Source organism: Halorubrum sp. F4 (assembly GCF_027257195.1).
Taxonomy (GTDB): domain Archaea; phylum Halobacteriota; class Halobacteria; order Halobacteriales; family Haloferacaceae; genus Halorubrum.
The window spans coordinates 309848-333124 of record NZ_JAPDFS010000004.1 but is presented as its reverse complement, the minus strand read 5'-3'; the positions used below and the strand labels follow the sequence as shown (position 1 = coordinate 333124).

The following is a 23277-nucleotide window of genomic DNA, read 5'->3' as shown; positions in this document are numbered from 1 at the left end:
ACAGGGCGCAGATGTGGGATGGACGCCCCTTCCTCGCATCGTTGCCGTAGTTGGAACTACGTGCGAAAACGCCCTGTTATGGCCGTTTCCGCTGGATGCGGATGATGATCAATATGGGCTTCCAAGTGATAAAATTGTCGGGTATCTGATAATTGTGGAGATATCACTCTTCGTGACGAGGGAGACCCGCCACGATGATTGCGAACAGGTATCAATGCTGACCTCCGGAAATAAATCTATCGACAATACAACAATTCCGCCTCCGTTGCGCTAATAGTGCAACGGTATTTCCGAAGACACGTACTATCATTCGTCTCATCGTTGCTTCGATATCATGAGTGTATCAACTAATCACATATTGTTGCACTAAATCGGAACAGTAACGGTAAATGCGAGATGAGTTCGCGTATGAGAACTTATCTTGCACCCCTCGGCTTTGATAGCCGTCGTGTCGTTCGACCGGTCCTTAGTGAGGGGCTTGATGACGACGATCGGGTTGTTCTGTTACAACCCAATACGGACGCTGAACAGGGTGAAAACGCCTATGATGAGGTTGAAAATATCTTGACACAGGTCGTTCCTGGCCTTCGTCTTGAATCGGAACTATTGCCGCACACCGACTTCGTTGAAACAGTACTGACTTGTTTAGATCTGATTCAGTCGTCAGATGGTGAAATTATTGTAATTCTTGGAGGTGGGGCACGTGAACTATTATTACCGCTTACGGTAGCTACGTTCGCGGATGAACATCGGATTGATACCGTATTACAGGTAGGCGACATCGATAATAGTGTCCGAAGAGTCCCAGGATTGAACCTCCGAAGTAATGTATCCGATGCTAAAGCATCATTACTAGTTGATCTTGACCAACTCGACACTCCCCTTTCTATCAGTTCGATTGCTGACGAGCTTGAGAAATCGAAAAGCACGATTGCTAGACATGTGGATACCTTGGAATCAGAAGGGTTCGTGATAACCACCAAACAAGGCCGAAGTAAGACTGTGAAAATAACTGATAGCGGGCGTATATTTCTGAAAACTCTGTCTACGTCTTCAATAATGGATAATGGCTGATAATGGGGACTACAGGCGCGTCAAATTGACACCTCAGAAATATATAGGCGGAGGGTTAGTCATTGGTAACGCGGATCAATCGCATATCGATAGAGGTGTGTCTCTGGTGTAGTAAGCCCAATCTATCGTGCGGACATTTTTCAAACAATTCGCTGTAGGTGGTGTATGGATTCAGACCGAGCACGTGGTGTGTTACTCGGCCTCGCTTGTGGGGACGCACTCGGGCGGCCGGTCGAGTTCAAATCCGAGTCAGTCATCACGTCCAATTATGGTCGGTTGGACGAGATGGTTGGCCACGGCACGTGGAACCAACCCGAGGGGACGGTCACGGACGACACAGAGCAAGCGCTGTGTATCGCACAGAGTCTAGTCGAACGTCGGGAGTTCGATCCAGCTGATATCGCCGACCGGTTCGTCGGGTGGTACGACTCCGGCCCGTTCGATATCGGACGGATGACGGCTAAGGCGATCAGTCGTCTCAAACACGGCGACGCCTGGGACGAGGCGGGCCAACGAGTGTGGGAAAATAGTCCTGAAGGCCAGAATGCTGGGAACGGTAGTGTGATGCGGTGCGCGCCGCTCGTAATTCCGTACGCCAACGATTCGGGTCGACTCGTGGAGGTGAGCCGACAGTCCTCACTGATCACACACGCAGACCCGCGCTGCACGTACGGGTGTGCGATTCTGAATCTCACGATCGCAGGTCTGATCCTCAATAATGCCACGCCGTTGCGAGACGCGCTTGATCGTGTCGATCCGGATGCACCTGACGAACTCGTGACGGCACTTGAACCACTTGCTCGTGGCGAGACACCGGATTCGCTGAAAACATCCGGGTACGTCGTCCATTCGCTTCAAACGGCACTCCACGACGGACTCTCCGCAGAAAATGCCGAAGAAGCGATTGTAACGGCCGTAAATCGCGGTGGAGACGCTGATACGATCGGGGCGATAGCAGGAGCGGTTGCCGGGGCCCGTTTCGGAGCATCAACTCTTCCTAGTCAATGGATATTCGTACTCGATGACTCGGACCGCCTCGCTGACATCGCGGATCACCTCGTGACCATCGCGTGATTTTATCGGCTCACAAATCCGTCGACAGGTCTCGTTCTACGTCGTCGAAATATAACTGCCAGTGTACAGGGATATCGTCCAGCGTGTAGTACCCTGCGTTCGCCAGTGCTAGGGCTTGGATTGCTTCCGCTTCGGTTACTGTGTCGAAATCCATCTCACTAACAACGTGTTCGCGGGAGTAGACGGTGCTCATCGGTCTTTCTCGGTTAATGGCGTTGCGAAAATGGAACCAGAACATCAAGTGACCGTCTCTGGGAAGGCATGGTTCCGGAGTAAGGTCAGGAATGAGCCGTAGCGTTGAGAGTCCCGATAGGATAGTGAGGTATGACCGGCGACGCATACGTCGACAGCAAACACGACTGACTTCAGTGTATCGCCGGACCTGTCTCTCGATATCTTCCTCGGCAGAGGATACAGGTGTGGTACTATAGGGACCACTGATGTGGGCGAACAGTAGTCCTACTTTCACTCGGGACACCCCTCCCCTGTTGTGGTGCGTCTGTTTCCGCGCGCGAGTTCCCGCTGATCGAGGGATCTTGCAATGATTCGTTTGAAACTCGGTGACCGCAGTGAGAGGCCTCGATCTGGGGATTCACAGCAGGTTGACCGGAGTATGGTTTGTAAGCCGGGGAACTACCCGTGGAAGCCGGATTCTCGGTGTACCTTCTTTGACTGACACCCGCTGAGAGGCAGAGTTTTAAACGTGATTGCTGGTTGTGCCTGTTTGCTCAGGCGAGGTCACACCTCGCGGGCACAACCAATGAGCTCACATGATGCGAACGAACAGACCGAGACCGTCGCACCCCGAAACGAACACCCGATCGATACGGACATCGTCCGTGCCGCTGCGGACGACTGCACCGTAGATCCGACCGTATTGAACCGCGTACTCGCCGCGTGTAGCCGCCTGTGGGACCCCCATAGAGACAAGTTTCGCACGGTCCTCAACGCGTTCCACCAGTACAACGAACACTTCGTGTTCATCGAAACGACCCCCGATCCCGACCGCATCATCGTGGTCGGGACTAGCCTTACCCCGAGCCAAGTCGTCCAACGTATCGATCTCGAAGCGATGCTCGAAACCGAGACTGTTACGCCCGTTGGGATGGCGTTAGCCGTGAAAGTCGCACACGCCATGCAGGCAGAGCAGCTCGTTGGATACGCACCAGAAAACTGCCTCGTGATTCGGGACTGCTAACTCATTTCACCTAGGTAAGTGGCAGGACCTCACGACTTCTGTCGTGTGTTGCCAACTACTGTGCCTTAACATCCTCTTGATCGCTGATACTGGTTGGGAGAGTTTATATCGATCTGTCGAATCCAGTCTGAAATGGTTTATTGGTAATGCGGGCACGGCAAAGGGATAGTATTCGAATCTATCCTATATTTCCCATATAACTAGACGAATATAGTCTAATCACAGCACCAGAAGGCCAACTTTCCAAGTCTATTTAAATATAACAGCCATATCTTGGTATGTCATGGACCGAACTGCTGACGGCGAAACTGGTGGAGATCCTCAGCCTGGAGACCACATCGACCAGATAGTCAATAGAAATACGCCGTCTATCGATGACTCCCGAGAAGTCGAGATTGATCGTACCGATGAGTGGGGGGCGATAGGTGCCGTACTGTTTCTCACTCCCGACGAACTAGAGAAACAAGGTATCAACCCTGAGACGACCGATAAGGTCGTGGTCAGAGTACAAGACGGGTTCTTGCTCATCGATGCAAAATGAGATCACGGGAGTGGATCCACGGTTGTGAGGTGAGAGATGGCTGAGAGCAAACACGCTGCGACATACCCCACTCAGGAACAGTATACCCGCTGGAAAAATCGGGCTGACGAGTTGGGAATGTCTACCTCCGAGTTCATGGAAGCGATGGTTGAGGCGGGAATGAAGAAATTCGATGCTTCAGCTAATCCGGATGAAACAAACCGTGAGCTTCGACAACAGCGGGACGATCTGAAGAGCGAACTGGATCGTGCGCGTGAACGCATCCAAGATCTGGAAGATGCGGTCTACCAAGGAGAGAGACAGACGATTAAAGAATACGTCCAGGCGAACCCCGGAGCACCGTACGACGAGATCATCAGACACGTGGTACGGACCGTTCCTGAACGAGTAACGACGCAGCTCGACGACATGGAAGGGGAGGAACTCATCTTCGATGATGATCGGTATTATCCGACCAATAGCGGGGGAGAGTGGTAATGCCGCGGGCAAACGTCGAGACCTCAAATCGATCTGACGACGCACCCGGGAAACGAGATGTCGAGTACTGGCTAGGCGTGTACAAATCGATCGAGGAAGTTCCGACCCGGTACCGACTGGAATCGTTCGAATCCCAGTTTCGGGATAAAGACACATGGGATGTCTACCTGGAAACACGTGACGACCTCAAAGAATCGACTAAGGAGAATTCATGGTACCCGTGTGGTGATCGGTTCAAACGGTTCATGCGGGAAGAGGTAGGGCGTCACCACGCACTCGCTCACCCCGATGACATCGAAGCATACCTCCAGCACATCAAGGAGGGTGGGTATTCGATCAAGGTTGTCGAACGGTCTGACAACACGGTGTACTACCAGCATTTGTCGCCGCTGAAGACGTTCTTCAATTGGTTGGTCCACCACGTAGACTTTCCCCACGTCTACAATCCGGTGTTGATGGCAGCGCACAGCGAGGGTCTCACGCGGGAACTGTGGTACTGGCAGACAGATTACAAACCAAACTACTCGGAGAGGAACGAATGAGCGATAGTAAAGAGCGTCACCAAGAATTTGCAGAGGCATTCGGCCGAGACATCGACCCGCTTGCGAAGTACAACGAGCAGTTCCAGAAGGTCGATTCCGACCCGTTTCAACTCTGGTTGGACGATGTCGTCTACTCGAAAGACTATGCCGAAGACACAATTGTCGCCATCGAACGACGAGTCGCTCAGTGGTGTAACTTCATCTGGACTGAGTACAACCGGCATCCAGCGGTCCCAACGACATCACACGTAATCGCCTTCGCTGAGTACTATCTGAACGAGCGAAACAACAAGAGTGGAACCGTCTCGGCGAAACTCTCGACGGTGAACCAGGCATACGAGTACTTCCAGATGGCACCCGCCTTCCCACACCCGAAGGATTACAACCCGTTCAAATCAGCCAAGATGCGGATGGACCTTAGTGGGGAGGATCCGAAGGATCAGTACCCGATTCCACTCGACGAGTTGAGGGAGTTCATCGACGTCGAAGTGAAACACATTCGAGACCGTGCGCTGGTCGTCATTCAACTCAAACTCGGTCTTCGGGCGTCAGAAGTGTCGAACATCAAACTCAGCGAAATCCATATCACCAATTCCGAGTTGCAGGACCACTACGACGAACTCGGAACGCATCCGATGCTCCAAGGTCGGCCGAACGCCATCTACATCCCGCACGACCGTGACCGAAACAAGTCGAAGCGTCCTCGGGTGCTGCCGCTCGATGAGGAACTTCGTCGGGTACTCCTCCAGTACTTGCTCTGTAGACCGGATAACGGCCGACCGTGGCTGTTCCTGTCGAAATCTGGCGGGAAAAAGATGGACCACACGAACATCAACGATGTCTGGAAGAAGTACTTCCGTCCCAAGTACGGGCCGACAGATCAGTACAGAGGTGTGAGCTCACATTACGGCCGGCACCGGTTCACAACGTGGTTCCGGATCGACAAAGGATGGCAGCGTGACCTTCTCAAGTACCTTCGGGGAGACATGCAGAGTGGCGGAGAACTAGAACCGACAAAGGAAGCCATCGACGACTACATCCACGCAAGGTACGAAAAAATTGAGAACCAGTTTCGAAGAGACATCTACGAGCTTCGAGTATAACCGTCCTGCCACCATTCTGACTGACGCCTCCCTGTGAGAGGGAACAAAGCGTCGAAACCGGCTATTCTCTATTGTTGTAGTAGTTCGAGGGGATCAGACGCGGCAAATCTGTCGTAGACAAGGAATGAAACGACACGAGTGCACTCGTCGTACTCTATAATAGATTTCTTCTATTACCGCGCGTTCGACGTCCCGGACGACGACGCGGCCTTCGAGCGGGTCGCCTCCCACCTCATGCCCGAGGGCGGCTCTCGAACCTGGAACAACGCGATCATGGAACTCGGCGGCGTCGCCTGCGGGAAGAAACCTCGCTGTGACGAGGCCGGGTGTCCGTGGCGCGAGTGGTGTCACGCCTACCAGTCCGGTGACTTCACCGCGCCGGACGTGCCCACGCAACCGAGCTTCGAGGGGAGCCGTCGGCAGTTCCGGGGTCGGATCGTTCGACTCCTCGGCGAACACGACGAGCTGGAACTGGACACACTTGGCCACCGCATCCGGGTGGATTACACACCCGACGGTGAGTACGGGCGAGAGTGGCTGCGAAGTCTCCTTTCGGACCTCTCTGAGGACGGTCTCGTCCAGATCGAGAAAGGGAACGACCAGATAACTGCTCGCCTCCAGTAGTCCGATTCAGATCCGCTGACCGACGCACAGCCGAGACGGGATCCTTCTTCGGAGGTCGTCGACGAGCCCCCATCCGACCGGCTCTGACGTCCACTAGTACTGGGCAAAGAGGATCCCGTCGTCGGCCGGCGCTCGCTGGGGAAGGGGGTTTAGCGCCTCGGTTCACCTGAACGGAGTCAGCATGGCATCGTCGAACGGAACCGACTCGCCGGTCCGGTCGAAACATCCGTATTCGGTGACTCCTTCGATGTTTGTCCGGCCGTTACTGGACAGTTCATGTGCGACCCGAATCGTGTCACGCTCGACCGCCATCACGTCACAGTTCACGTGCAGCGTCGACTCGAATCGGACGGGTGCCTTGAACTCCCACTTCCAGTCACGGATGCGATAGGGTTGCTTGTCGCCGCGTAATTCCCCAAGGCTCGTCCCCCGTTCATCGAGGAACCGTTCGAGCGCGATGTCGGCGAACCGCGGATACTCCTCGAAGTACGCCAGATCCGCCCCCTCGATGTGGGGGCTATGGATCCGGAACGACGACGAAAACGTGGGCGTCTCCCCGTCCGTATCGGTCCCCGTTCCGGGCCCGACGTCGGGGTCAGGATCGACGGACGCGTCGGCGAAGTCCGAGCGGGTCTGCTCGGGCAACGGCAGCGCGGATCCGTCCCCCGCGATCGTCACGTGAACTATTCGTGCCGTGGCCAGCCGTTCACCGTCGCCGTTATCGATCTCGTAGAGCAACTCCACGCTGGAGTCGCCGACGTTCACCGGTACCGTGTCGACGGTAACGACGTCGCCAACGGTGGGATAGCGAGTAACCGAGGTACTGGCGACGACCGGTGCGTACGGGATGCCATCGGCGGCGAGGATCTCCTGAAAGGAGTGATCGAACGCTTCCGTCATCTCCTGCGTGGATATCAACGACCAGTCGAAGAACGTCGCGCCATGGACGAGCGAGCCGGCGAGCTCGCCGAACCGAACCCGGTGGCCGGGAATCGTTTGCACGTCTTTCACCGATCATACTGAAGCACATGATAGTACAGAAAACGGCAAACGGCACGAGACCCGACCGCCTACGGGGCTCCTCGATCGATGTACGCGTGGCCGACGACGGCGACGATCAGCGCGGCGACGACGATCCACGCGAACGGCTCCGCCGCGAGCAGCGCGAACGGACGGAGAACGGACTCGTCGAACCCGAAGAGCAGGCCGGCGACGACCACCGCACCGACCACGGTCGCCGCGACGACCGCGGCGATACCGAGGAGCGCCGCGTCCGGTGGCTCCATACCCGTCCTGTGACGGCGAGGGGCAAAAACGTCCCGTCGCCGGAGCACGCGGTGACGCTCGAGCCTCGGCCCGGCGTCAGCGCTGTGCGATCAGTTCGACTCGCGTGATCGAGACGGCCGCGAGCACCATCGACACCGCCACCGCGAGGAAGACCACGCTGATCACGTTCACCTCGGGCGTCACGTTGTACCGGATCTGGTTCCAGATGTACACCGGAAGGGTGGGGTCGCCCGATCCCTTCACGAAGTAGGTGTAGACGAACTCGTTGAACGAGAGGGTAAACGCGAGCAGGCCGCCCGCGACGACCCCCGGGAAGACGTTCGGCAGCGTCACCTGCCGGAAGGTCTCGAACTCGTCGGCACCGAGGTCCTTCGAGGCCTCCTCGAGTCCCCTGTCGAACGAGAGGAACGTCGGAAGGATGACGAGCGTCGCGAACGGGATGGTCCGGATCACGTGGGCGATCACCACCGCCACGTAGTCCGGGAGACCGAGGGTGCCCTTGAAGAACAACACCATGGCGACCCCGGTCACCACGAGCGGGACGATGATCGGGAGCGTGGCCAGAAGCTGGAGCCAGCTCCGCCCGGGGAAGACGTACCGATCGATCGCGTACGCGATCATCGTCGACAGCGCGACCGTGATCCCCGTCGCGGGGATCGAGATGGTGAGCGTCGTGACGATGGCGTCGATCGCGGCGTCGTTCGTCAGGAACTCGCGGTACCACCGGAGCGTGAGCTCGTCCGGCGGGAACGACAACACGCCGCCGTCGGCGAACGACATGAACACGAGCACGCCGATCGGCAGCCAGAGGAACGCGATCACTGAGACGATCACGGCGGCGGCCATGCGGGCGGCGTGTGCCTGCGTGAACCGCTCGAGCGGGTCCGTGACCCGGTCGATGGCGCTCACGCCGTCTCACCTCCGGTGCCGAAGAGCCCGCCGCCGAGCCGCGTCGCGAGCACCAGAAGCGCCACGACGACGACCGAGATCACCATCCCGATGGCCGCGCCGAACGGCCAGTTGAAGGCGCTCTTGAACTGGTTTTCGATCACCATCCCGATCATGATGTTGTTCGTCCCGCCGAGCAGCCGCGGCGTGATGAACGAGCCGAAGGTGGGGATGAAGACGAGGACGATGCCGGTCACCACCCCGTTTATCGTCATCGGGAGCGTGACCGAGAGGAACGTCCGGATCGGTCCCGCCCCGAGGTCCTTCGATGCCTCGATGAGGTCTCCGTCGAGGTTGGTCAACGAGGCGTAAAACGGCAACACCGCGAGCGGCAGCCAGACGTAGGTGAAGCCGATGAGGACGGCGGTGTCGGTGTACAACAGCCCCAGCGTCGGCAGTCCGGCGAGATCCAGTAGCGAATCCAGGACCCCGTCGCTCTGGAGGATGTTGATCCACGCGTACATCCGGATGATGTAACTGGTCCAGAACGGCAGGATGACGAGCAGCAGAAGCAGCGTCGTCCGCCGGGAGAACCGAACGATGCTGTACGCAAGCGCGTACCCGACGGCCGCCACGATCGCCGTCACCTGGACGCTGATCAGGAACGTCCGCCAGACCACCGTGAGGTACGTGTCCGAGGTGAGAAAGTCGGTGTAGTTGTGCAGCGTCCACGCCCCGCCGATCTGGTCGGCCTGAAAGGAGACGACGAGCATCGCGAGAAGCGGGATCGCGAAGAAGAACACTAAGATCCCGTACGGCGGCCCGGCGATCGCGAGCGTTCGGAGCCGAGGGCGTTCCCGGAGGTAGGTCGTGAGACCGCTCATTCGACCGTCGACGCCGGGCGCGGATCCTCCGTCCGCGGCGAGTCCGTCCCCGGATCCATCGGCGCTCTCGCCGGCCGAGGGCGGTGATTCTCCCATCAGGTTCCTCCGTCCTCCTCGGGCGAGTCGACCCCGTCACGACGGTAGACGTGGACGTCCCCGGCGTCCCACGCGACCGTGACGCGGTCGTCGACTTCGAAGGAGGCGGACCGGACCTCCGCGGACAGGTGGCCCCATCGGTCCGTCTCGATCCCGTACTGTGAGTCGCTCCCCTGGTAGCTCCGGCTCCGTACGATCCCGGTCGTCGAGAACGCTCCGTCGGCGTCGGCAGGATCGTCGGCGTCACCGTCCGCGGATTCGACGCGCACCTGGAACGGCCGGACACAGACGTCGACGGCGTCGTCGACCGCGACGTCCTCGGCCCTGTCACGGGGAACGGCGACCTCGTCGTCGCCCGTGTCGATGACGACCGTATCGTCCTCGACGCCCGTGACGCGTCCTTCCACGGCGTTGACGTCGCCGATGAAGTCCGCGACGAACCGGCTCTCGGGCGCCTCGTACAGCTCCTCGACAGACCCGACCTGTTGGATCCGTCCGTCGTCGAGGACGACGAGCCGGTCGGAGACCGCGAGCGCGACCTCCTGGTCGTGGGTGACGTAGAGGAACGTCGTGTCCGTCTCGAGTTGGATCCGCTGGAGCTCGCCCTGCATGTGCTGGCGGAGCTTGCGGTCGAGGGAGGAGAGCGGCTCGTCGAACAACACGAGCGCCGGCTCGTTGACGAGCGCACGGGCGAGCGCGACGCGCTGTTGTTCCCCGCCGGAGAGCTCCGACGGAGTGCGGTCGCCGTACCCCTCCAGTCGGACCATCTCCAGCATGCGCTCGGTCCGCTCGCGTCTCTCGTCGGCCGGGACGCCCGACTGTTTCAGGCCGTAGCCGATGTTCTCTCCGACCGTGAGGTGCGGGAACAACGCGAGGTCCTGAAACACCATGTTCACGTCGCGCTCGAACGGCGGCGACCCGACGATCCCGACGTCGTCGAGGGCGATCTCCCCCTCCGTGGGTTCCTCGAAGCCGGCGACCATCCGGAGCACCGTCGACTTCCCGGACCCGCTGGGGCCGAGGATCGAGACGAACTCGCCGTCCTCGACGTCGAAGTCCACGTCGTCGACGGCGACCAGGTCGCCGAACTCCTTCGTCAGCCCGCGGACGCGCAGCAGCGACATTCTACGCGGCCTTGACTGCCGTCCAGATCTCGTCGTATCGCGAGCGGACCTCGTCGGAGAGGGTCTCGGAGAAGACGAGGTCCCACTCGTCGGGCCAGTTCGTGAACTCGGCGTCCTCCTCGGAGAGCTCGTCGCTGATGTCGACGGCGGGCTGGTAGCCCATGGTCTCGAACAGCTGGGCCGCGTGCTCCGTCTCGCTCGCCCAGTTGGTGAACTGCAGGCTCGCGATCGGGTTGGGCGCCCCCTTGGGGATGACGAAGAGGTCGCTCGTGTACATCGCGCCCTCGTCCGGCGCGGTGTAGTGGACCGGCGCGCCCTCCTGGAACCGCGCCGTGTAGGTCCGTCCCATCGTGAGCGGTCCCGCCACGACGTCCTCGTTGACGAAGAGGCTCATCCCCTGCTGGTAGTCGCCCCAGTAGGTCTGGAGGAGCGGCTTCTGCTGGATCAGGACCTCCTCGATCTCGTCGTAGTCGTCGGGCTGGATCGGGTCCTGTCCGGTGTAGAGCGCGGCGATCTGACAGGAGACGGTGGCGTTGTCCCACATACAGAGGTCGCCCTCGTGTTCCTCGTCCCAGAGGACGCCCCAGGAGTCGGGTGCCGAGTCGAAGTACTCGTCGTTGTACGTGAGCGGGTACAGCACCAGCGCCTCGGGGATCCCGTACACCGAGCCGTCCTGCTGGTACGAACTCGCGTCCTTGACGCGGTCGCTGATGTTCTCCCACGCCGGCATGACGTCGACCGGAAGTTCGTGGAGGAAGTCGTTCTCGATGGACCGCTCGACCCAGTTCGTCGTCGCCGCGATGTTGTCGATCTCGTCGTTTCCGGCCTGGAGCTGTGAGTACCACTGGTCCGCCGAGGAGTACCCGGAGTTGCTCACGTCGACGTCGAACTCGTCGCCGAAGGCGTCGATCGCGTACTCGGCCCAGGAGTCGTACCAGTTCCAGAGGTTCAGGTTCGACTCCAGGTCCTCGGGCGGCCACTCCGTGACGTCCATCGGAACCCGGTCGCCGCCGCCGTCGCCGCCGAGACACCCGGCCGCGGCCGCGGCTCCCGTCGTCGCCGCTCCCTGAAGGAAGCGACGGCGGTTCAGGCTCGTCGATCCGTCGGTCAGTTTACGCATGATGCCTCTCCGTCGCTAGCTCGTGTGCTTCGTACTCCATCACGCAGGATCAACTGCGATCCGCGTAAATAAACGTACCGGGAAGCGGGACATCGGATAACTCAGGGGGCCGAAGTCCGTCGAATGTCATCGTCGACCGGGTTCGATGGCTCCGAAACCGGGTCCGTTTTCCTACTCGCCTCGATAGCGGAGGTATGACCTTCGGAAACGCGTTCGATCGGTCGCTCGGGAGCCGCCGCGTCGGCGGAATGAACGAGTCGGTCATCAGGGAGATGACTCGCGAGGCGCACCGTCACGAGGCGATCAACCTCTCACAGGGGATCCCGGACGAGGACGAGACGCCGCCGTCGGTCAAGCGAGCGGCCAAGGAGGCGGTCGACACGGACAGCCAGTACACCATCACCTGGGGACTGCCGGCGCTCCGGGAGGCGGTCTCCGAACGCTACGCCGACTGGAAGGGGATCGAGTACGACCCCGAGACGGAGGTCACGATCACGAGCGGTACGAGCGAGGGACTCATGTCCTCACTTCTGGCGCTCTGTGACCCCGGCGACGGCGTCGTCTACTTCGAGCCGACCTACGAGAGCTACATCCCCGGCGTCCAGTTCGCCGAGGGGCAGCCGATCCCGATCGACATCACCGACGGGCTGGCCGTCGAGGAGGACGCGCTCCGCGAGGCTGCGGCGGACGCGTCGATCCTGATCTTGAACCACCCGCACAACCCGACCGGGAAGGTGTTCACGCCCGACGAGCTCGAGCTGATCGCCGAGGTCGCCGTCGCGGAGGACCTGATCGTGATCACCGACGAGATCTACGAGCACATCGTCTACGCGGACCACTACCGGAGCCCGGTGACGGTCGACGGCCTCGCCGAGCGGACCGTCGTCTGTACCGGGATGTCGAAGACGTACTCGGTCACGGGGTGGCGCGTCGGGTTCGTGCTCGCGCCCGAGCCGCTCTCGGCGGAGCTGCGGAAGTTCCACGACTACACGAGCATCTGCGCGCCGACCCCGTTCCAGCACGCCGGCGTCGAGGCGCTCTCGCTGCCCGAGAGCTACTACGAGGAGCTTTCGGACTCCTACGAGCAACGGAGAGAGCAGCTGTACGACGGCCTCCGGTCGGTGGGGCTCGACCCCGTCAAGCCGGACGGGGCCTACTACATGCTGACGCGGTACCCGACCGACGAGGACGACACGGAGTTCTGTTTCCGGCTCATCCGCGAGGCGGGCGTCGCCGCGGTCCCCGGGAGCAGCTTCTACACGGACGACGGGGAGGAGTGGGTCCGGTTCACCTTCTCGCGGAACGAGGAGACGATCGGCCGCGCGATCGACCGCCTCGACGAGAGCCGGTTCTGGGAGGAGTAGGACTCCGGTCGGGCGCCTCGCGCGTCCGAACCGGGAACGGTCACGCCGTCGCTACCTTTTTGCCCGTCACTCGCCAGGCTCTCGCATGACCGACGCGTCGTTTCTCCGCTCGATACTCTCGCCGGACCAGGTGTCGACGACGGACGCCGACCGCGACCACCACGGGACCGACTGGGGCACCGCGCTCGCGGACGCCTCCCCGCCCGACGTCGTCGTCTGGCCGGAGTCGACCGCCGAGGTGTCCGACGTGCTCGCGGCCGCGACCGAACGGGGGATCCCCGTCACGCCCTTCGCGGCCGGGACGGGGATCGAGGGCAACGCGGTCCCCGCCCGCGGCGGGATCAGCCTCGATCTGACCCGGATGGATTCGATCGTGGACGTGCGCCCCGACGACCTCCAGATCGACGTCGAGCCGGGCGTCATCGGGGCCGACGTCGACGAGGCGGTCGCCGCCCACGGCCTCTTCTTCCCGCCGCTGCCGACCTCCGGGGACATGGCGACGATCGGCGGGATGATCGCGACGAACGCCAGCGGGAAGCGGACGGTCAAGTACGGCAAGGTCGGCGACTGGGTTCGCGAGATCGAGGTCGTCCTCGCCGACGGCTCCGTGTTCACGACGGGAACGCGCGCCGAGAAGACCTCCTCCGGCTACGACCTCCGTGACCTGATCGTCGGCAGCGAGGGCACCCTCGGCGTGGTGACCCGGGCGACGCTCGCACTCGCCGGACGCCCCGAGCGAACGCGGGTCGGGCGGGCGACGTTCGGAACGCTCGACGACGCGACCGCCGCCGCGGCGGACCTCGTCGGCTCGGGCGTCGACGTCAGCGCCGTGGAGCTCGTCGACGAGCTGAGCGCCCGGATGGTCAACGACTACGTGGGCTCCGAACTCCCCGAGGGGCCGACGCTCTTCTTAGAGTTCCAGGCCGACCACGGCCTCGAGCAGGAGGTCGAGTTCGCCCGAGCGATACTCGACGCGCACGACCCGGTAGAGGTCCTCCTCGACGGCGAGACCGACCCCGAGGCGGTCTGGAAGCCACGCCACGAGCTCGCGGACGCGGTCCGGGCGTACTACCCCGAACTGGAGTCGATCCACGCCGGCGACGTCGCGGTGCCGATCGGCTCCTTCTCGAACATCGTCGCACACGTCCACGAGGTGGCCGACGCACACGACGTGCCGATCCCGACGTTCGGCCACTCCGGCGACGGGAACGTCCACTTCGACGTGCTCGTCGACCCGGACGACGAGGCTGCCGTCCGCGAGGCCCACGAGATCTACGAGTCGATCGTCACGGAGGCGATCGACCTCGGCGGGACCGCGACCGGCGAACACGGGATCGGCCAGGGGAAACGCGAGTTCCTCCCGGTCGAACACGGCGAGACCGGCGTCGAGGCGATGCGCGCGATCAAGGACGCGCTCGACCCCCACGGGACGCTCAACCCGGGGAAGATATTCCCCGAGTGAGGTTCGGTTCGCGCTACTCGCCTTCCTCGTCGTAGCTCACTTCGATCCCTCGCGGCACCGGCCGGAGCAGGTACGTCCCGTCGCCGCGTTTCACCGGCGCGAAGTCGGCGGTGAAGCTCGTGACCGAGTCCTCCCTGATCTCGAACTCCCGGTTGAAGGTGAGCGGCGCGTTCCCGGGCAGTTCGACGGTCGCCTCGCCGCCGTCCGCGAGGGTCGCGTCGGTTCCGGAGACGTCGAGCTGGAGGTACGGATAGGTCCCGATCGCCAGCTCGCGCTCGTCGATCAGCTGCGTCTCCTCGCCCTGTAACTGGACGAGGTCGGCCTCCTGTGGCTCGTCGAACTCGTGATACTCGCGTCCCTGCGGCTCGTCCTCGTCGGCGTCGTCGCCCTCGCCGTCATCGGTTTCGGTGCCGTTTTCCGCGCCGCTTCCACCGGTATCGGTCTCGGTGGTGTTCTCGTCGTCTTCGGCCTCGTCGTCTCCGTCCTCGCCGTCCCCGTCACCGCCCTCCGGTCCTATCCAGACCCCGTCGATCGTGACGACGAGCGACTCGAAGTCGGCGATGTCGGCCGGCTGGTCGGTGACGGACGTCGCGAGCGTGCCGGTCGCGCGGCCGACGCAGCCGGCGATCCCGGCGGTCCCGAGCGCGGCGGCGCCGGTCGCGCGGAGGTAGTCACGACGACCGAGCGCGAGCCGATCGAGTCGGTCGCCCATCTCAGGCACCCCCGACGCCGCCGGCGGCGTTACCGGCGAGGTCGCTCACCGCGTCGCCGAGGTTTCCGATCTCGCCCGAGAGGAAGCCGTCGATCGCGTCCAGGAGGTCACCCACGAAGTCCGGGACGGGTCCCGGCAGGTCGCTCGGCGGCCCGGCGTCGTCGCCGGCGGCCGCGTTCGGTCCGACGTCGGCTGGTGCGTTCGGTCCGGCCGCCGCGACGCCGCCGGCAGCGACGCCGGTTCCGATCAGTACGACCGCGGCGAGCGCTCCAAGGAGCGCGGTTCGAATGGCGTTCATTGCGACTGCTCCTCGACCGTCCACGGACTTCAATGACCCAATCGCTTCGCCCGGTTCGTCCCGAATTAACTCGAGTTAATCCGGTTCGAGCAGTATTGAGACCGTTGATCCGGGAACTGTGGCCGTTCGGAGGGATCGACGGGACGATCGACGGAGCGTCACGCTGGCCCGCGAGGATCGTCGGCGACCGAAAACGTTCGGTCCGTCCGGCTACGCCTCGGCGTTCCGCTTGGTGTAGGCGTCGAGGGCGGTCTCGATCGTGGACAGGTCGCGAGTGACGCGAGCGTCGGCGACGCGCATGAACCCCGGCGTGTACGACGCGGAGTAGTCGAAGATGCGATTGACGCCGCGTTTGGGGACCGAGACCGGCGCGAACGATTCGACCGTGTACACCCGCGTGGTCGGGAACGCGGTCCAGAACGTGCCGCTGACCCAGCGGTCCTCGTCGGCGAACGTCTCGCCCACCCGTCCGGTGGCGACGTACTCGCCGTCGTGGTAGAAGAGGAGGAGGTCGCCCGACTCCATGCGGTCGAAGGTCGAGCCGTTCCCGCTGTCGTCGTCGACGGCCCACAGCCGTGCCTCCTCGAGGTCCGCGAGCGGCTCCGGCCGGTCGTCGTACTCGTCGAGATCGACCGTGGATCGAACGGTTCGATCGAAGTTCTCCGGGTCGATCGGGACGAGAAAGACGTTGTCGCTCATTGCCCTCCGTTTCTCCGGGAGGGATTTAAAGGCGTTCGTTGACCGGTTCCGGCTCGGTTCGCCGGTCTTTGCGGCCGGATCTCACGCCTCGTCGTACTCGTCGTATATCCGGTCCATCCGCGCCGCCATCACGAAGTCGGACCGGTGGAGCCCGTCGATGTCGTGGCTCCACATCTCGATGCGGACCTCCCCCCACGAGAGGTGGACGTCGGGGTGGTGCCACTCCGCCTCCGCGAGCTCCCCCACGTCGTTCGTGAACGCGAGCGCGCTCGCGAAGTCCTCGAAGGCGTACGTCGCCTCGAGGTGGTGTTCCTCGACGACCTCCCAGGCGTCGCCGAGCTCGTCGAGGTGGTCGGCGTACTCCTCCGGCGTCAGCGGTTCGTCGTCCTCCGCGGACGGCTCCACCGGCTCGTCGGCGAGCGGGGATGTCATGGGATACCGTTGGTCTCGAAGGGGTTTGTAGCTTCCGTGCGCCGGGCCGACGAGCCGTAGTCGGTCCGCACGACGAGCCGCAGTCGGTCCGCACGACGAGGGCGTTAAACCGGGGGCACTCCTCGGGGGACGCATGAACCACGACTCCACGTTCGGCACGGACGCGCCGGTGATCGGCATGATACACCTGCCCGCGCTCCCGGGCGCGCCGGCCGCGCCCGACGACGGGGCGGTCGCGATGGACGCGGCCGTCGAGCGCGCCGTGAGCGACGCGACGAGACTCGAGGCGGGCGGCGTCGACGGGCTGATGATCGAGAACTTCGGCGACGCCCCGTTCTACCCCGACGACGTGCCGAAACACACGGTCGCGGCGACGACCCGTGCGGCGACCGAGGTCGCGGCCGCGGTCGACTTACCGCTCGGGATCAACGTCCTCCGGAACGACGTCGAGGCGGCCGTCTCCGTCGCGGCCGCGGTCGGGGCGGAGTTCGTCCGCGTGAACGTTCACACGGGCGCGCGAGTCACGGACCAGGGGATCGTCGAGGGACGCGCCCACGAGACGATCCGACTCCGCGAGCGGCTCGGCGTCGACGTCGGGGTCTTCGCCGACACCGACGTGAAACACTCGGCGCCGCTCACCCCGGCGGGATACTCCGCGGAGTCGTTCGCGGACACCGCGGAACGCGGCCTCGCGGACGCCGTGATCGCCTCGGGGTCGGGGACCGGACACGCGGTCGACGACGACGCGCTGGAGGCGGTCGTCGCCGAGCGCGAGCGACACGGGCTCGACACGCCGGTGTTCGTCGGCAGCGGCGTCCGCCCCGACACGATCGGCGAGATCCTCGGCGTCGCGGACGGCGTCATCGTCGGGACCGCGCTGAAGGAGGGCGGCGAGACGACCGCGCCGGTCGATCCCGACCGGGTCACGAAGCTCGTGGAGCGGGCGGACGAGGTCCGGTGAGCGAACGGCCCCTCCCGTCCCCCTTCCGCGTCACCGTAGATCCACGCCGCGCTCCGCGAGAAACGCCCGGACCTCCTCGCGGGTCGGCAGCCCGGTCTGTGTGAACCGCTCCGTACAGTTGATCGCCGCGACCGCGGCCGCGAACCGGACGGCGTCGACGAGCGCCTCGTCCGAGCGCTCCTCCGCCGAGTCGCGTTCCGTCAGGAGCCACCGGTCGATCAGGCCGGCGAGGAACGCGTCGCCCGCTCCGGTCGTGTCGACGACGTCGACCTCGAACGCGTCGACTCGCGTCGTCTCACCGTCCGCGATCACGGTCATCCCGTCCGCGCCGTGGGTGAGGACCGCGGGGCCGACGGACGGGGTGCGGACCGCGGCGAGCCGATCGACAGCGGCCTCGCGTCCGCCGAAGTAGGCGGGCGCGGCGACGCCGCCGGCGACGAAGAGGTCGGCGTGGTGGAGGTAGCCGTGGACCGTCTCCGGTTCGGTCCCGCGACCGGCGAGTTCGGTGACCGGTCCCGAGAGGTCGAAGACGAGCGCCGGCCGGTCGGCCTCGGGCGCGTCGAGAACCCGATCGAGCACCGATCGGGCGACGCGGTCCGGCGCGTACGCCGTGAGGAAGACGACCTCGCTCCCGACGACCGACTCGAGGGTCGCCGAGTCGAGCCGCAGTTCGCGGACGCTCTCCCCGGCGGTGACGATGGCGCGCTCGCCGTCCGGCGCGCTGAGGATCACCGACCGCGTCGTCGGGTCGTCCCCGACCTCGATCCGTGACCCGTCGACGCCGGTCTCGGCCAGCCAGGAGCGCGCCAGGCGACCGTATTCGTCGTCGCCGACGCGGCTGACCAGCCCGACGTCGCGGCCGAGCCGATCGAGACCGACCGCCACGTTCGCGCCGACGCCGCCCGGGGCGGTCTCGACCTCGCTCGCGTACGCGCCGCCGTCCGGCTCCGGGAGGTTCGAGACGGCGTACCACTCGTCGACCGCGGCCGCGCCGATGGTGGTGACCCGCGGCGGATCCGTGAGCGTTTCGGTGCCGTCGGCGTTCTCGGAGCCATCGACGTTCTCGGAGCCATCGACGTTCTCGGACGGCATCGTCACTCCCCGTAGAAGGAGCGGTGGACGGCCATCGCGGCCTCGGTCGCGATCGGTCCCTCCACGGCGGTGTCGCCGTCGGCTCGCCGGATCACCTCGGCGGCGGGGATCGGGATCCCCCCGCCGGTGAGCTCGTGGAGCGTCTCGCCCGCGACGCCGAAGACGACGCGGTCGATCCCGGCGTAGTGGATCGCGGCGGTACACATCGGACACGGCTCGGTGCTCGCGTACATCGTACAGTCGGCCAGCTCCTCGGCCGAGAGCTCGCGGCCGGCCCATCGAGCCAGCTTGAGCTCCGGGTGTGCGGAGACGTCCTCGTCGGTCAGGGTCGTGTTCTTCGACTCCCTTCGCACCTCGCCGTCGACGACCAACAGCGCGCCGAACGGGGTGTTCCCGTCCGACAGCGCCTCCTCGGCGAGCTCGATCGTCCGCGCGACGTGTTCCTGGTCCGTGCGCATGTCCGTTCCTTCGACCGCCGCGACCTAACGCTTCCCGTCGCCGGCGGCGGGCTCGTCCGGTTCGGTTCCGTCGGCCGATCCTTGATTCTCCTCCCTCTCCTTCGTTTCCTCGTTCCCCTTCTTCTCCTCCATCTCCTTCTCTTCGGGCGGTGAATCCTGCCGTAGCTCCCGGAGCTTGTCGACCGCGTCGTCGGGCGCGGTCGACCTGGTCTCGGTGGCGGCACCCGGATCGAGTCGGTCGTCGTCCGATCCCGCCGGTTCCGTCGGCTCCGATCCGGCCGTCTCCTCGCCGACCTCGTCGTCCGTCTCTCCTGAACCGCCGAGCAGGCCGCCGAGCCACTCGCGAAGCCTCGTGAGGAGTCCCATGGGTCAGTAGTTCCTGAACAGGAGCGCCCGCACGTCGTCCTTGGTGCGGGCCGTCTCGACGTCCCCGTCGGGCAGTTCCACCTCGTACCGCGCGTCGCCGTCGCCCTCCCGCCACTTGTCGTCGTGAGTGTCGAGCAGGCTCATCATCGCGTTCAGCTGGCCGGCACCGCCGTCGGCCGCGTCGTTCTCGTTTCCGTTATCGGCCTCGCCGTCCGCGTCGTCCTCGGCGTTCTCGTCGTCCGCGTCGTCTGCGTCGGCCGCGTCGTCCGCGTCGTCTACGTCGTTTGCATCGGCCGCGACCCCGGGAACCGTCACGTCCACGTGGGCGAAGGGGTCGTCCGCCAGCGCCGCGGCCGCGTCGAGGATCGCCTCGACGAGCTCGTCCTTGGCCATGTCGCTGCGGCCGGCGACGTCGAACGCGGCGGCGATCGAGTACAGGTCCGAGCGCTCCGCCTCCTCGGGATCGCCGTGTCTCCGGTTGCGTTCGCGGAGCGTCTCGCGAGCCGACTCCCGGTCGAAGGGGACTCGTCCCCCGTCGGCGTCGGAACCCTCGTCGTCGACGCCCTCGGTATCGGCTTCGGAGCCGGATTCCCCGGTTGCCAGCCGATCGACGTCGGCCGAGCGATCCGGGTCGTCGACGGCCTCGGCGAGGTCGAGCAGATACGAGAGGACCTCCTCGGTCCCCACGGTCGCGTACGGGCCGGCGTGTCGGTCGGCCAGCTCCGCGCGGAGCGCCTCGATGCGTTCTCGGTGGTCGTCGGTGATATCGAGCGATGACATTCCTTACTCCTCTCTACGCTTGCTCTCCCCGCCGAACCGTTCGAGCGCCTCCTCCCAGCTCTCGACGATGCGGGGTTCGCCGGAATGGTCGACCTCGACGCCGGCGTAGCCGCAGGCGTCACAGCCGACGGCCTCGGCCCCGCCGAGCGTGAACGTCGTCAGCGCGGATCCACAGCGCGGGCACTCGGTCGACACGGTCTCTCGGGTGAGTGGTGGACGCCGGCCGTGAAAAACACAGGGGTCGAACGGGATCGTTTCACGAGTGCTCCTCACCGTATGAACCGATACTAATATATTAACTCGGTTTGTAGTTCTCTTTGTAATGGGAGCGAACGCGGTCGACACGAACCTTCTCGGCGTGCTGGAAAGCGACACTGACACGATCACGGACGCGGTGGCCTGCGGGCGGATCGATCTCGACGACCTGGATCGGTTCGTGGAACGCGTCGAGCGGGGAGACCTCGAGGCGGACCGCGGCGTCGACGCGGTCGTCTGGATCGTCGGATCGCTGCTGCGCGGCGACGCGGCCGGCTGGGAGGAGATGGAGCCGGCGAGCTGAGGCCACGGAATCAGCGGTGAGAGCTGAGGCCACGCCGAGGGATGAACCGACTCGCGGACGCGGGGGCAACAATCATTAGACTCGGCGGAAACGTCGAGACATGAGCGATTCGAGCGAGACGAACCCGCTTTTCGGCTACTACCGACGGTACATCGGCGACCCCGACCGGGCCGTCGACGTGTACGCCGGGTTCGGGCTCTTCTTCGTGGGGCTCGGCCTGGGGATCGTCGGGATAGCCGTGTTCCTCTACAGCGCGACGTTGCCGTCGAACACGCTCTCGACGTACTCGGTCCGACAGGTGGCCGCGGTCGCCGCCGCCCTCGGACTCCCGGGGCTCCTCCTCGGCGTCGTGGTCCTCCTCCCGGTCGACCGCCGCATGCTCTACCTCGGGAGCGCCGGCGCGACGGTCTGTCTCGTCGCGGTCGGCTGGTTCGTCCGCGTGTATCCCCACGACTGGAACGTTCCCGAGCCGCCGGACTACAGCGCGCAGGTCGTCGCCCTCTACAGCGTCGGGCTCGTCGCCGTCATCGGCGCGACCGGAGCGGCGCTCGTCGCCCATCGCGTCGAGCAGGCGTCGACGGCGGGAGCGGCCGGCGGGGTCGGAGCCGCGGCCGCCGGCGGCGCGGCCGGCGACGCCGGTTCGGCCGGTGACGGGAGCTCGGGGGGCGAAGCGGTCACCGACGAGCAGGTCCGCGCCGACATCGAGCGCGAGCTCGACGACGCGGAGCTCACCTGGGGCGGCGTCGAGCGCTCGGAGGGACGTCGGCTGGAGCTGAACACGACCGCCGTCGACGACGCCGACGTCGATCCGGGGGTGCTCTCCGGGTCAGCGACGGAGACGCGGACCTCGACCGGCACCGTCGACGACGCGGTCTCCCAGCTCAAGGGACTCCAGGGCGGCGAGAAGCAGACCGCGAGCGGCGAGGGGACCGACGACCAGGCCGCCGCGTTACGCGAACTTCGCGAGCAACAGCGCGCGGAGGAGCAGGCGGAGGCCGACGAGAAGTCGGTCGCCGACCGGATCCGCGGGCTGTTCGAGTAGCGCCGATCGCGCCCGCGGAGAGGATCGAGTTCGTCCCGTTCGAGTTCGTCCTCGTCACGTTCGAGTGGGATTCATCGCGTTCGAGCCGATATCGCATCCCTCGGACGCGCTCACATCGGACGCTTATATATCGTCGACCGTCTACTCGGGGACGTGTCCAGCGTCACCGTCAGGATCGACCTACACGTCCACTCGGAGGACAGCTACGACGGCCACGAGCCGGTCGATCTGATCTTGGAACACGCCGCGGACATCGGCCTCGACGCGGTCGTGATCACCGACCACGACACGATGGGCGAGTCGAGACGCGCGGCCGAACTCGCCCCCGAATACGGACTGATCGGCATCCCCGGCGTCGAGGTGTCGACCGCTCACGGCCACCTGCTCGCGATCGGGGTCGACCGGATGCCGCCGCGTCGGAAGTCCTACGCGGAGACGGTGACGTGGATCCACGACCACGGCGGGGTCGCGGTCGTTCCGCATCCCTTCCAGCGGTCGCGTCACGGGGTCCGGCGGCGACACGTCCCCGTTCCCGAGCCGGATTCCGACGCGGCCGACGGTCAGGACCCGGTCGACGAGGTCGACGCGATCGAGACCTTCAACGCCTGGCTGTTCACCGGCTATCGCAACCGGCGTGCCAGGCGATTCGCCGCGCTCCACGGTTATCCCGGCGTCGCCGCCAGCGACGCCCACCACCTGAACTACGTCGGTCGGGCGTTCACCGAGCTGACGGTCCGAGGACGAGCGTCGGTCGACGACGTGACCGCGGAGGACGTCCTCGCGGCCGTCCGCGAGGGGACGACGAGCGCGAGCGGGAAGCGCGCACCGGTCCCGATGGCGGCGAGACACTACCTGGTCGCCGCCGGCCGAAAGTCCGGGTACTACGCCCGGACGGGCGTCGGCCGCGGAACTGCCGCCGCGGTACGCGGGGCCGCGGAGGCGGCCTCGATGGCGCGGGTCGGCCTCTCACAGGGGGTCCACCGGTTCGGGCGGGCGCTCTCGTGGTTCAGGTAGGTCCGC

At 64.3% G+C, this 23277-nt stretch carries 29 protein-coding genes and 1 pseudogene; 14 read left to right on the top strand and 16 right to left on the bottom strand.

Annotated features, from left to right (window positions below):
- Positions 1–408: 408 nt before the first annotated feature.
- The gene (gene csa3 / locus OKW78_RS12640) at positions 409–1074 is read left to right on the top strand and encodes a CRISPR-associated CARF protein Csa3 (protein ID WP_281195511.1); all 666 of its coding nucleotides are present in this window, start codon (positions 409–411) and stop codon (positions 1072–1074) included.
- Between the two features lie 165 nt (positions 1075–1239).
- Positions 1240–2148 carry an ADP-ribosylglycohydrolase family protein gene (locus tag OKW78_RS12635; RefSeq protein WP_281195510.1) on the top strand — a complete coding sequence of 303 codons (909 nt, stop codon included), beginning with the start codon at positions 1240–1242 and terminating at the stop codon, positions 2146–2148.
- Between the two features lie 10 nt (positions 2149–2158).
- Here OKW78_RS12635 and OKW78_RS12630 read toward each other — a convergent pair whose 3' ends face one another.
- A complete protein-coding gene (locus OKW78_RS12630; RefSeq protein WP_281195509.1) occupies positions 2159–2341 on the bottom strand; it encodes a hypothetical protein in 183 nt (60 codons plus the stop codon).
- Positions 2342–2908: 567 nt separating this feature from the next.
- Here OKW78_RS12630 and OKW78_RS12625 point away from each other — a divergent pair.
- The 6 genes and pseudogenes from OKW78_RS12625 to OKW78_RS12600 all read left to right on the top strand — a co-directional run.
- Complete coding sequence (locus OKW78_RS12625; protein WP_281195508.1) at positions 2909–3346, top strand: hypothetical protein; 438 nt, start codon at positions 2909–2911, stop codon at positions 3344–3346.
- Positions 3347–3629: 283 nt separating this feature from the next.
- Positions 3630–3887, top strand: a complete 258-nt coding sequence (locus OKW78_RS12620) for a hypothetical protein (RefSeq protein ID WP_281195507.1) — start codon at positions 3630–3632, stop codon at positions 3885–3887.
- A gap of 36 nt (positions 3888–3923) precedes the next feature.
- Positions 3924–4364: a hypothetical protein gene (locus tag OKW78_RS12615; protein WP_281195506.1), complete on the top strand. Its 441-nt coding sequence runs from the start codon at positions 3924–3926 to the stop codon at positions 4362–4364.
- A complete protein-coding gene (locus tag OKW78_RS12610; protein ID WP_281195505.1) occupies positions 4364–4906 on the top strand; it encodes a hypothetical protein in 543 nt (180 codons plus the stop codon). Before OKW78_RS12615 ends, OKW78_RS12610 begins: the two co-directional genes overlap by 1 nt.
- The gene (locus OKW78_RS12605; RefSeq protein WP_281195504.1) at positions 4903–6009 is read left to right on the top strand and encodes a site-specific integrase; all 1107 of its coding nucleotides are present in this window, start codon (positions 4903–4905) and stop codon (positions 6007–6009) included. Before OKW78_RS12610 ends, OKW78_RS12605 begins: the two co-directional genes overlap by 4 nt.
- Positions 6010–6183: 174 nt before the next feature.
- A pseudogene (locus OKW78_RS12600) lies at positions 6184–6633 on the top strand (A/G-specific adenine glycosylase); the annotation flags it as partial.
- A gap of 162 nt (positions 6634–6795) precedes the next feature.
- Here the strand turns inward: OKW78_RS12600 and OKW78_RS12595 are convergent.
- The 6 genes from OKW78_RS12595 to OKW78_RS12570 all read right to left on the bottom strand — a co-directional run bounded on the left by OKW78_RS12595 (position 6796) and on the right by OKW78_RS12570 (position 12032).
- Positions 6796–7635, bottom strand: coding sequence for a thioesterase family protein (locus tag OKW78_RS12595; protein WP_281195503.1), 840 nt, complete (start codon positions 7633–7635; stop codon positions 6796–6798).
- 68 nt (positions 7636–7703) lie between these two features.
- The gene (locus OKW78_RS12590) at positions 7704–7919 is read right to left on the bottom strand and encodes a hypothetical protein (RefSeq protein ID WP_281195502.1); all 216 of its coding nucleotides are present in this window, start codon (positions 7917–7919) and stop codon (positions 7704–7706) included.
- Positions 7920–7995: 76 nt separating this feature from the next.
- The gene (locus OKW78_RS12585; protein ID WP_281195501.1) at positions 7996–8829 is read right to left on the bottom strand and encodes an ABC transporter permease; all 834 of its coding nucleotides are present in this window, start codon (positions 8827–8829) and stop codon (positions 7996–7998) included.
- Positions 8826–9788 carry an ABC transporter permease gene (locus OKW78_RS12580; protein ID WP_281195500.1) on the bottom strand — a complete coding sequence of 321 codons (963 nt, stop codon included), beginning with the start codon at positions 9786–9788 and terminating at the stop codon, positions 8826–8828. Before OKW78_RS12580 ends, OKW78_RS12585 begins: the two co-directional genes overlap by 4 nt.
- A complete protein-coding gene (locus OKW78_RS12575; RefSeq protein ID WP_281195499.1) occupies positions 9788–10912 on the bottom strand; it encodes an ABC transporter ATP-binding protein in 1125 nt (374 codons plus the stop codon). The genes OKW78_RS12580 and OKW78_RS12575 overlap by 1 nt, the downstream gene beginning before the upstream one ends.
- 1 nt (position 10913) lies before the next feature.
- Positions 10914–12032 (bottom strand): PotD/PotF family extracellular solute-binding protein, encoded by a 1119-nt coding sequence (locus OKW78_RS12570; protein ID WP_281195498.1) that lies wholly within the window; start codon positions 12030–12032, stop codon positions 10914–10916.
- 194 nt (positions 12033–12226) lie between these two features.
- Here OKW78_RS12570 and OKW78_RS12565 point away from each other — a divergent pair, with 194 nt between their 5' ends.
- Both OKW78_RS12565 and OKW78_RS12560 read left to right on the top strand, forming a co-directional pair.
- A complete protein-coding gene (locus tag OKW78_RS12565; protein WP_281195497.1) occupies positions 12227–13396 on the top strand; it encodes a pyridoxal phosphate-dependent aminotransferase in 1170 nt (389 codons plus the stop codon).
- A gap of 85 nt (positions 13397–13481) precedes the next feature.
- Positions 13482–14858, top strand: a complete 1377-nt coding sequence (locus tag OKW78_RS12560; protein WP_281195496.1) for an FAD-binding oxidoreductase — start codon at positions 13482–13484, stop codon at positions 14856–14858.
- A 13-nt stretch (positions 14859–14871) separates the two neighbouring features.
- Here OKW78_RS12560 and OKW78_RS12555 read toward each other — a convergent pair whose 3' ends face one another.
- The 4 genes from OKW78_RS12555 to OKW78_RS12540 form a co-directional block, all read right to left on the bottom strand.
- On the bottom strand, positions 14872–15570 hold the full coding sequence (locus OKW78_RS12555) for a DUF4382 domain-containing protein (RefSeq protein ID WP_281195494.1): 699 nt from the start codon (positions 15568–15570) through the stop codon (positions 14872–14874).
- 1 nt (position 15571) lies between these two features.
- Positions 15572–15868, bottom strand: coding sequence for a hypothetical protein (locus OKW78_RS12550; RefSeq protein ID WP_281195493.1), 297 nt, complete (start codon positions 15866–15868; stop codon positions 15572–15574).
- A 210-nt stretch (positions 15869–16078) separates the two neighbouring features.
- Complete coding sequence (locus tag OKW78_RS12545; protein ID WP_281195492.1) at positions 16079–16567, bottom strand: hypothetical protein; 489 nt, start codon at positions 16565–16567, stop codon at positions 16079–16081.
- Between the two features lie 81 nt (positions 16568–16648).
- Positions 16649–16999: a 4a-hydroxytetrahydrobiopterin dehydratase gene (locus OKW78_RS12540; protein WP_281195491.1), complete on the bottom strand. Its 351-nt coding sequence runs from the start codon at positions 16997–16999 to the stop codon at positions 16649–16651.
- A 133-nt stretch (positions 17000–17132) separates the two neighbouring features.
- On the opposite strand from OKW78_RS12540, the gene OKW78_RS12535 reads away from it, so the two are divergent.
- On the top strand, positions 17133–17960 hold the full coding sequence (locus OKW78_RS12535) for a BtpA/SgcQ family protein (protein ID WP_281195490.1): 828 nt from the start codon (positions 17133–17135) through the stop codon (positions 17958–17960).
- Positions 17961–17990: 30 nt separating this feature from the next.
- Here the strand turns inward: OKW78_RS12535 and OKW78_RS12530 are convergent, their stop codons facing one another.
- Genes OKW78_RS12530 through OKW78_RS12510 form a run of 5 tightly spaced genes read right to left on the bottom strand, consistent with a single transcriptional unit; the run spans position 17991 to position 20851 of the window.
- Positions 17991–19052, bottom strand: coding sequence for a carbohydrate kinase family protein (locus OKW78_RS12530; RefSeq protein WP_281195489.1), 1062 nt, complete (start codon positions 19050–19052; stop codon positions 17991–17993).
- Positions 19053–19054: 2 nt separating this feature from the next.
- Entirely contained in the window at positions 19055–19510 is a 456-nt protein-coding gene (locus OKW78_RS12525) for a nucleoside deaminase (RefSeq protein WP_281195488.1), read from the bottom strand.
- A 24-nt stretch (positions 19511–19534) separates the two neighbouring features.
- Positions 19535–19876, bottom strand: a complete 342-nt coding sequence (locus tag OKW78_RS12520; RefSeq protein WP_281195487.1) for a hypothetical protein — start codon at positions 19874–19876, stop codon at positions 19535–19537.
- Between the two features lie 3 nt (positions 19877–19879).
- Positions 19880–20656: a hypothetical protein gene (locus OKW78_RS12515; RefSeq protein ID WP_281195486.1), complete on the bottom strand. Its 777-nt coding sequence runs from the start codon at positions 20654–20656 to the stop codon at positions 19880–19882.
- A gap of 3 nt (positions 20657–20659) precedes the next feature.
- Entirely contained in the window at positions 20660–20851 is a 192-nt protein-coding gene (locus OKW78_RS12510) for a zf-TFIIB domain-containing protein (protein WP_122104287.1), read from the bottom strand.
- A 127-nt stretch (positions 20852–20978) separates the two neighbouring features.
- On the opposite strand from OKW78_RS12510, the gene OKW78_RS12505 reads away from it, so the two are divergent.
- The 3 genes from OKW78_RS12505 to OKW78_RS12495 all read left to right on the top strand — a co-directional run bounded on the left by OKW78_RS12505 (position 20979) and on the right by OKW78_RS12495 (position 23271).
- Positions 20979–21215, top strand: coding sequence for a hypothetical protein (locus tag OKW78_RS12505; RefSeq protein ID WP_122104286.1), 237 nt, complete (start codon positions 20979–20981; stop codon positions 21213–21215).
- 100 nt (positions 21216–21315) lie between these two features.
- A complete protein-coding gene (locus tag OKW78_RS12500; RefSeq protein WP_281195485.1) occupies positions 21316–22257 on the top strand; it encodes a permease in 942 nt (313 codons plus the stop codon).
- A 153-nt stretch (positions 22258–22410) separates the two neighbouring features.
- Positions 22411–23271, top strand: coding sequence for a PHP domain-containing protein (locus OKW78_RS12495; protein ID WP_281195484.1), 861 nt, complete (start codon positions 22411–22413; stop codon positions 23269–23271).
- The last annotated feature ends 6 nt before the right edge of the window (positions 23272–23277 follow it).